This window comes from Saccharopolyspora sp. NPDC045941 (genome assembly GCF_056431445.1).
The window spans coordinates 35,910-44,518 of record NZ_JBWKKU010000075.1; the positions used below are offsets into that span (position 1 = coordinate 35,910).

At 66.5% G+C, this 8,609-nt stretch carries 6 protein-coding genes; 2 read left to right on the forward strand and 4 right to left on the reverse strand.

Annotated elements, in window-relative coordinates; translation table 11 throughout:
• Positions 1–105: 105 nt before the first annotated feature.
• Entirely contained in the window at positions 106–1,101 is a 996-nt protein-coding gene (locus tag AC07FN_RS38945) for an ArsR/SmtB family transcription factor (protein ID WP_478400164.1), read from the reverse strand.
• 757 nt (positions 1,102–1,858) lie between these two features.
• Here AC07FN_RS38945 and AC07FN_RS38950 point away from each other — a divergent pair.
• Positions 1,859–2,950, forward strand: coding sequence for a hypothetical protein (locus AC07FN_RS38950; protein WP_478400165.1), 1,092 nt, complete (start codon positions 1,859–1,861; stop codon positions 2,948–2,950).
• Between the two features lie 24 nt (positions 2,951–2,974).
• Positions 2,975–3,454, forward strand: a complete 480-nt coding sequence (locus AC07FN_RS38955; RefSeq protein WP_478400166.1) for a hypothetical protein — start codon at positions 2,975–2,977, stop codon at positions 3,452–3,454.
• A 358-nt stretch (positions 3,455–3,812) separates the two neighbouring features.
• Here AC07FN_RS38955 and AC07FN_RS38960 read toward each other — a convergent pair whose 3' ends face one another.
• From AC07FN_RS38960 to AC07FN_RS38970, 3 genes are all read right to left on the reverse strand, one after another.
• A complete protein-coding gene (locus AC07FN_RS38960; protein ID WP_478400167.1) occupies positions 3,813–5,054 on the reverse strand; it encodes an NAD(P)/FAD-dependent oxidoreductase in 1,242 nt (413 codons plus the stop codon).
• 3 nt (positions 5,055–5,057) lie between these two features.
• Complete coding sequence (locus AC07FN_RS38965) at positions 5,058–6,644, reverse strand: PucR family transcriptional regulator (protein ID WP_478400168.1); 1,587 nt, start codon at positions 6,642–6,644, stop codon at positions 5,058–5,060.
• Positions 6,645–6,802: 158 nt separating this feature from the next.
• Positions 6,803–8,479 carry a nuclease/transposase family protein gene (locus AC07FN_RS38970; RefSeq protein ID WP_478400169.1) on the reverse strand — a complete coding sequence of 559 codons (1,677 nt, stop codon included), beginning with the start codon at positions 8,477–8,479 and terminating at the stop codon, positions 6,803–6,805.
• Between the last annotated feature and the right edge of the window lie 130 nt (positions 8,480–8,609).

Sequence of the window (8,609 nt, forward strand, 5' to 3'; positions counted from 1 at the left end):
CACATCCCCCAAATCGTCACGATCACAACGGGCGGAATCTCCCAGAAGCGGCCGGGGCGATGCCACACCTTTGCACCGGAGTGAAAACCGCCGGGCAATGGGGATTCAGAGTTCACCCACGCCACCCACGAGCAGCATGGAGCCGAGGTGCGTGACGTGGTGGAGCACCGCGCCGCCGCGCCGCTCGCTGGTGATCAGCCCCGCATCGCGGAGCACAGCGGCCTGCCGGCTGGCGGTCGCGACGGACGTACCGACATCGTCGGCGAGCTCGCTGGTGGTGTGGGGCGCGGCGAGGATCGCCAGGCATTCGGCGCGCGTGCCACCGAGGAGCGCGACCAGCCTCGCCGACGGTTCGACCGCCGCCGGCCGCATACCTTCGCCGGTCTCGGCGGGGTAGACCAGGACCGGGGGCAGCTCGGGGTCGATCAACGTGATCGGGTTGCTCGAACAGAAGTAGCTGGGCACCAGGGTCAGCCCGCGCCCGGCGAGGTGCACGGTGCGCTGTACCGGGTACTGGAGGTACAGCGCTTCACCGTCCCACCCCCGGACACTGGGGATCCCGGCCAGCAGCTTTCCCACCCCGCCCTCGGTGAGCGCCTGCACCCGCGCGGTCCGGTCGGTCGCCACACCGTCGCGCACTTGCGTCCAGTGCGGCGCCACCAGAACGTCGTAGGCCTGGCGGACCGCGCCCACGACATCCTGGAGCCGACCGCGATCCGCGGTGGCCAGCGCCCGCACCCAACCCGGGGCGGTGCGACCGGCGAAAACCGCACGCAAGTCCGCCTGCAAGAGCCCCCGCGGAGTGCACGCCACGGCCTCGCAGCCGGCGCCGAGCTCGGTGACCAGCTTCGCGGGAGTGAGGAAGTCGGGGAAATCTCCTTCCGGCGGCACCAGCGTGAACAAAGTGGACAACCACCGCCGCGCCTGGTCGCTGCGGCGGATCCGGTCCCCTGCCTGCTGCCGCCAGTGCACGTACCGGGCCGCGAGCCGCCGTTCCCGCACCTGGTGCAGGCTCAGCACGAGCTCCCACATCGGATCCGGCGCGGCGGCTACCCGCACTCGTTGCAGATCCTCGCGCTCGAACACCATCCGCAGCGTCATGTCTCTCCCCCGGCCTCCACGGTCACATCCGAGACACCGAATGCAGGGCGGTATCGACCTCGAACGACATTGAGTCCCCTTGCCCTTGTTGTCCCGGTGACAACGATGATCCGGTAAGGCACTTGCGTCACGCTTACGTCGCTCTTCCCCGCCGACCGCCGCCAACGATCATCCGAAGCGAGCAACGAGAGGTTCAGGCGGTGAGTCCGTCGGCTGCGGCCACGGCATCGGCGCCGAGCCTTGTGCTGCTCGAAATCATCGTCACTGACGGCAGACCGGATGTCGGGGCAGGACGGGATTCTCTGCCGCAGCACGAACACCCCACATCTTTCATCAAACACATCCCGGTTGGGGGCCAGCAGCCGCGTGAGGTAGCGGATCTGCTCGCGCCCCAGGGGTGACCCTTTGCGCGTGCGCGCAAAGGGGTGGCCGTCGCTTCGGAGTGTTCGTGATTATGACGGGAAGGCAAGCGGGCCGGTGAGCTCTGCTTCGTGGTGGTGAATGAGGGGTGAGCCGCCGAAGGGAGCACGTTCTGGATTCCGATTCCGCCCTAGGCCGCGAACAAGTTCGCTACCTGGCGACGTTGGGGGACGCCCACGGAACGGAAGATCTATTGCGTAGCGCTTCGTGAGTCGCGGCCGAGGCTGAGTACCGCGGCGACATCAGCCGATTCGGCAGACAAGGGCGAGGCAAGCGTGGCGCAAATGCCTTACCGGATCATCGTTGCCATGGAGACAACGCGAACAAAGGGGGACTCATGTCGTTCGAGGTCGACACAGAGGCACTGAAAGAATTCGGAGACTTCCTTTATGACTGCGGTCGCGACGTGCACGAGATGTTTCGGTTCTGTAATGACGAAGCCGACTTGGGTGTGCACAAGAAAGGATTCATCAACATCCTCATGAGCGGCCACTCCGACGTGCTCTACGCGATGAGCGAGCGGACGTCACTCCTGCAGGAAGTTCTGGATCTTTCAGGGGGCGAGATAGGCAATGCCGCATATTTTTACGATGAAACCGACGAATCCGAGGCAGCTGAGCTGGACGCCTCCTACCCAGAAGCGAAGACCGAGGGAAGTTTGCCACCCGTGGGGCCCACCATAGTAGGAGGCTTCGCTTACCAAAGCGTCCTGGACGAGCTGAAGACAAAGAAGGACCCCGCAGAGCTGGAACCGAAGGCCAGCGAAATAGAGCAGTGGTGCCGAAAGACCTTCGACAAGTATAGCTTCATGGCTGCCGTCCGAGCGCTTTTCAAAGAATTGTTCGAGGTCGATCCTATCGACTGGGTTCTCGAGTGCTTCATCGGCGAGTGGAAGGCGTGGGCGAAATGCGCCCTCGTCTGGGAGGCCTGCAGTGTCGCCACGAAAGGGATCGCGGAAAATTTTACCCCCGCCCTCGTCAAGCTTCCGGAGATATGGGAAGGGAACGCGGCGGAGACCGCTGCGGATTACTTCTCCCGGCTGCAGCAGGCGATATTGACGGAATCCGAAGCATTCCACGCATTGGGGGAACAATACAAGCTCTACATGGAGATGATCTATGAAGTCCAAATGATCTGCAACGATGCCATCAACACCATCATAGACCTTGCCCTGAACGCACTTCTGCTCGTGCCGTCGCTGGTGGTGGATGTGGTCAACGGAGGCGAGACCCTTCTGACGTTGCAGAAAATTTTCGATATCGTCGGAAATACGATGACCGCCGTTACGGCCACATTTGACGCGTGCAGGTACTTCGAGACGATCTTCGCAGCATCTGATCTACCAGGTTGCCCACGCTGCGAACTGGAAAAACTGCCGGGCGATAGTCCGAGCAGTCACTCGTATGAGCATCCTGATTCGTCTGTGTGAGCATCTTGAACATGGAGGCCGACCGTGAACGAGGAACTACTTGGCCGTATCCCGCGAATAAGTGTGGACATGGAGGAAGTTCGCCGCATCCATGAGGCCGCGCTCCAGAAAGCGGCGAACGGGAAGAATCCGATCTTCGCCGAACTGGCCCGCGAGGTACAGGCGGGTCGCATGTCCCTCCGCGACGCAGCATGTAGCTCTGCTTACGGTGAAGCGTTCGCCGAATCCGCCGACCGTTTTCTCCATGCGATACGCGGATTGAGCACGGATGACATCCGCAAGGCCGCGGAGGAGCACACCATCGACGGCCTTCTTGCAAGGGAGATCGCCAGTGAAGCGCTGGCGCGGACCGAGGCCACGATGCAGACCCCGGAGCCTGAATGGAAGCTGAACGAGGACGACGATGATGCATACTTCGAAGGCTCATTCTTGCAATCCGCGATCGAAGTCGACCGGAGCGGCTCTTCACAGCAGGTCAACTGGACCCGTCGCGGGAGACGATGACGTCGCGTGGGGGAAGCCCTGTGGTCGCCGTCCGCGGCAAATCCTGACGGTCACGCGGCGACTGCGATCGACGCGAAGGAGGCCCGCGCGGCAGAGCTCACGTTCGTAGGTGGCGCTTTCGATGCCAGGGCGCGGTCAGGACCTGGCTCGCGTGAGCTTTGCCCAGCGGCGGCAGGGGGATCAGCGAGGACAGGGCCTTGAGCCACAGGCGATCCGCAGGCTGGGCCTACTGGGCGGGCTGGAGGTCGTCGCCATCGCCATGGGCATGTTCGGCATCGGCGAAATGCTCCACAACCTCCACCACGGCTCCGGCCAGGACGGGCGTGCCGGACCGCACGCGACGATCGTCTACTGTGGCCTATCTGCGCAGCGGGTCGAACGGTCGGAGTTCTGGAGGGGTCTTGCCGGTCACGATGCGTTCGGCGAGCAGCTTGCCGCTGATCGGCCCCAACGTCACTCCCCACATCCCGTGGCCTCCTGCGACGAAGATGCCAGGCGCACTGGTCGCTCCGAGCAGCGGAAGCCCGTTCGGGGTCATCGGCCGTGGACCCACCCACACGTCCTGCGCATCCGACCAGTCCACACCGGACAGCAGTGGCTTCACCGAGCGGACGATCGCATCGACGCGGCCGGGCTGCAGCGGATCGTCCGGGCCGCGGAACTCCATCGTGCCCGCGATGCGCAGCCGGCCTCGGTACGGCGTGCACGCCACCTTCGCGGCCGGGAAGTAGACCGGCGTCTCGGCCGGTTCGTCCGTCGGGACGCTGAACGAGTAGCCGCGACCGGCCTGCACCTGGGTGCGCACACCGAGCTTCCTGGCCAGTTCCGGGAGCCACGAGCCGGTCGCGACGACCACCGCGTCGCCGACTTCCGGGGCGCCGGCGAACGTTTCCACCGCGATACCGCCCGGGCCGTGCCGCATCGCCCGTACTCGTGCGCCTGCAACGATGCGTCCGCCGCGGTCGCGGACCGATTCGGCGAGGGCGTGCACGAAGGGGCCGGGCTCCAGGTAGCGCTGCCCCTGGAGTTCCAGGACCTCGACGATCCGTTCGGACAGCTGGGGAATCGTCGGGTTCGCCGACTGCCAGCGGACGTCCAAGCCGGCGCGGCTGACCTGTTCGAGCTCGTGGCGCAGCGCGGCGCTGTGGGCCGGATCCGCGAACCCGACAAGGATGGGGCCGCTGTGGGTGCCGGCCCGCACACCACCGGTGGTCAGCTCGTCGAAGGTCTGCAACGCCAGTCGGTTCAACGGCACCAATGCCGCCATCGACCGTTGCCAAGCCCGGGCGTTGCAGCGGGCGGCGAAACGAGCGAGGAACGCCAGCACCGCCGGGTCCGGACGCAGCGGAATGTGCAACGCGGCGTTCGGATCCCCCAGCGACCGCAGCGCCGACACAAGCACGCTGGGCTCGCCCAGCGGGGTGGCGAGGCTCGGGGTCAGCCAGCCCGCATTGCCCCACGAGGCGCCCGCGGCGACGCCGCTGCGGTCCAGCACCACGACCTCCACGCCGCGTTCCTGCAGGAACCAGGCGGTGGAAAGGCCCACCACGCCGGCACCGACCACCACGACCCGGCGAGGCGCGGGTACATGCGAAAACACCTGTCACCCTCCTTGAACGCGCAGTTGCAGGCCCACCGCGAGACGGGCATCCGGATTGCTCAGGTCCAGGCCGCTGACCTCGGTGATCCGTCGCAGCCGGTACCGCAGGGTGTTGGGGTGCACGTGCATCACCTGCGCGGTCCTCGCCACATCACCGAACGCGTCGAGGTAAGCGGAGAGGGTCGCGACGAGCTGGCCGTGGTGGTCGGCGTCGTAGGCGGTCAGGGCCTGGACCGGCCCATCGCGCAGTTCCTCGTCGTCGACCACCAGATCCCGCAGCCGCACCAGGAACAGCCGCTCCCACACCTCGTCCACCCGCGCAGTCCGCCGGTCACCGCTGCGCAGCACGTCCAGCACCGCATCCGCGTCCGCGCGAGAACGCGGCGCCTCCCCCGGCGACCACGCGACGCGCCCCATCCCGACGACCGCTCCAGCGTCGCGGCGAGTCGCGAAACCTTGCAACAAGGCCAATGCGTTCCTGGACTCGGCATCCGGATCCGCCGTTGTCAGCGGCAAGATCGCGTAGGCGGTGCCCAGTGCCGACGCCGTCGCGACCTTGGATTGCCGCACCGCGAGGTGCAGGCCCAACAGCTCGCACAAGCGCTCCGCTGCGAGCTCGCGCTCGGCGCCGTCCTCGTGCCGGTCGGACGGCTCGGCGGGCACGACGCACAGCGGGACCTCCGCCAGCTCCAGCCGCCGTGCCGCTAGCTCCGCGCCGCTGCCGCCGGTCAGCACGCGTCGGACCAGCTCCGATCGACGCCACTTCCCCGCGTTCTCGGCCGCGCGTTGTTGCAGCAAGTGCAATGCCGCCGTCTTCGCGGCAGCGACGAAGGCGCGTTCCTCGTCCGCGGTGAACGGTCGGCGCACCGCCGCCCACATCGCGCCCAGGATTTCCTCGCCGGCGCGTACCGCCACCGCCATGCGGGGAAGCACATCCGCATCGCCCAAGTCGACCCAAACCGGGTCGCTGGTGCGGTAGAGCCGCTCGAAAACCCCGTTGTCGGCGAGTCGTCGCTGCCATTCCTGCGGCACCTGCCTGGCGAGCACGGTCGCCGCCCTCGGCGCGTCGGCGGCGGCCTGATCCGCTGAGAAGGCCACCACCCGCGCCGAGCGGTCCTCGATGGTCACCGGCGTGTCGAGCGCCGCTCCGACCGCGTTGGCCAAGGCGAACAGTTCGCCGATGTGGTTGCCGGTCAGCTCCGCCTGCCGTTCGTCGAGCTCACCGTCCAGCAGAACGGTGCGCACCAGCAACAAGATCTGGGTCCAGGACGCAGCGTTGCTCGCGCTCAGCAGCGCCACTCCGGAGGATCGGACGGCTTCGCGCAGCGGCTCGTCGACGACCAGCGGTCCGCGGACCACCAGGGCCGACGCGGCATGTCGTCCCAGTTGCAGCAGCAGATCCCCCGGATCTGCCACCCCGACGCCGAGCACCAGGGCACCGGCCGGTGGTTGCAGGTGCTCTTCGGGATCGTGCACGGCGACGGTGGTGACCTCCGACGGCGCCGGTTCCGGGCACACCGCGACGTCGAGCACGGTGCTGCCGAGATCTTCCAGAATGCGGGCCAAGCTGGCCCTCGGCCGAGCGTTCATCCGCCGATACTGCCTCAGAGCCTGTTGGTGGATGGTCTGGGTGGGTGGTCGCTCAGCGGAACCTCAGAGGTTCCGTGGACTGTGGGTGCCCCTCCTCATGTATGTCCAGAGAAGGTGCGTTCGGAAGGTTCCCGGGTCACGACCGAGGCCTACCGTTCCTAGGGTGAATGGCCGCTGTTGGCCAGATCGCCACAATCCGGACTGACAGTCCGGTGATCTCCCGAACGGTCGTGGAGATCGGGGAACAACACGAGTTGCTCACCTCGGCGCAGACAGGTCTTCCCACCACGTCGTGGTGTGCCCGCTGTCCTCGGTGGTCGCGTGCTCCCACATGGCCTGGGGGCGGGTGCGGTCTGGCCGGTAGCTCTCCGCGAACCGATCCTCCGGTCGGGTGCGGTCACACCTGGCCGACGCCGCACCCGGTGTCCCAGGCCACGTCTGCCGATGGCCACCGCGGCAGCGTGATGCCGCGTGACCACAGTCTTGCTTTGCCCTTGGAGTGGGGTTTTCCAGTGCTTCTCGCCCCACCTGCTGGTGTACGCCGGATCGACAGCGATCACCAGCAGCCCGGCGTGGTAGGCCATCCCGCGAAGGCGTTCCCGAAACCGCGCGGTGGGAATCCCGGCCACGGTGCGGCGAAACCGCTTGCCGCGCCGGCCGCGTCCCATCGTTTCCCGGCCGGTGGTGCGGGCGTCAGTGAAACCGAGGTCTTCGGTCGCGATCCCAACACACCCATGCTCGCGGGCGAGATAGATCAGATCGCTGACCGCCTGGCGCAACCTCCCGTCCCGCCTGGAGGCAGGCCCGGCGAGATCACACGGGACGGTGTGCGGTGCACCGACCGGGTTGCCGTGCGGGTCCACCACCGTTGCGGCGAGGTGATCGGCATTGAGATCCACGCTCAGCAGGCGCCCACCCTCGGTGGTGATCTCACTCGGGGTGGGAAGCACAGCGGTGGATGTGGACCAGGAGGCGTCGAGATACCAGCGGCCACGGTCGACGTCGAAGCCGATGTCGTAACGCACGGCGGTATTCGTGGTGACGCGATCCAGCCATTCCTCGCGTCGGTGGTGAAACCTCACCGTGCAATCGAGCCGGTACCGGCCCCGTGGCGCGTTCGCCAAGTGCCGCAACGGTTCCGGGAGCACGATGGTCACCGCACCGGTGTCCGGGTGAACGGTGATGGTGTAGTTCCCGAACGGGGCACCGGACTCGCCGTCAGCGGTAAAGAACCACCGGGCCGCGTCCCACTTCGTACGCCACTGATCAAGGCTCAGACCGGCATCGTCGAGATGGTGACGAGCGTGGGCCAGTCGCCGTCCACCGACCACGATGGACGGCCGGCCTTCGCTGATGCGCTGCTCGACCTCGGCCAACCGTGCCTGAAGCACCTGAGCGCGACGGTGCTTCTGCCAACGCTCGCCGGCGTCGGCATATCCCCGGACCCCGTTCGTACGCTGACCACACGGCGCGGACAAGCGGCGCTTGATCGTCCTGATCGCCTGCTTGAGACCAATTCGGTCGGCGTGCAGGCACCGCATCGACAGCCGATACTGATCCTCACTGACCCGGGTAATCGCACCCGCCCACCGCGACGACGACACCGCCGTCAGAGCTTTCTTCCGCCACGCACGCCCGCCCTCTTTTGCCGAAACATCGCCGATACGGACTCTTTCGGCCAGATCAGCACGGGCAAGACTGCCAAGATGCCGACCAACGAGCGCCAGAACCCTCTCATCAGCCGACGAGACGCGAAGCCGGTCGCGAATGCGGGCCCCGGAAGGCGCGGCGACGGTAAATGACGGCGCAACCCGCCGTAACCGTCGCTTTCCCACCAGCCACACCCCCCACACAAGAACACAGAAAAACTGGCTCTGTCGCTGGTTGCGTGATCAACTGTCGGCCTGGTGGCTGGTGCTGTTCGGGTCTTTGTGATCATGGTCGGCGTGTGATCATCAGTGTTTG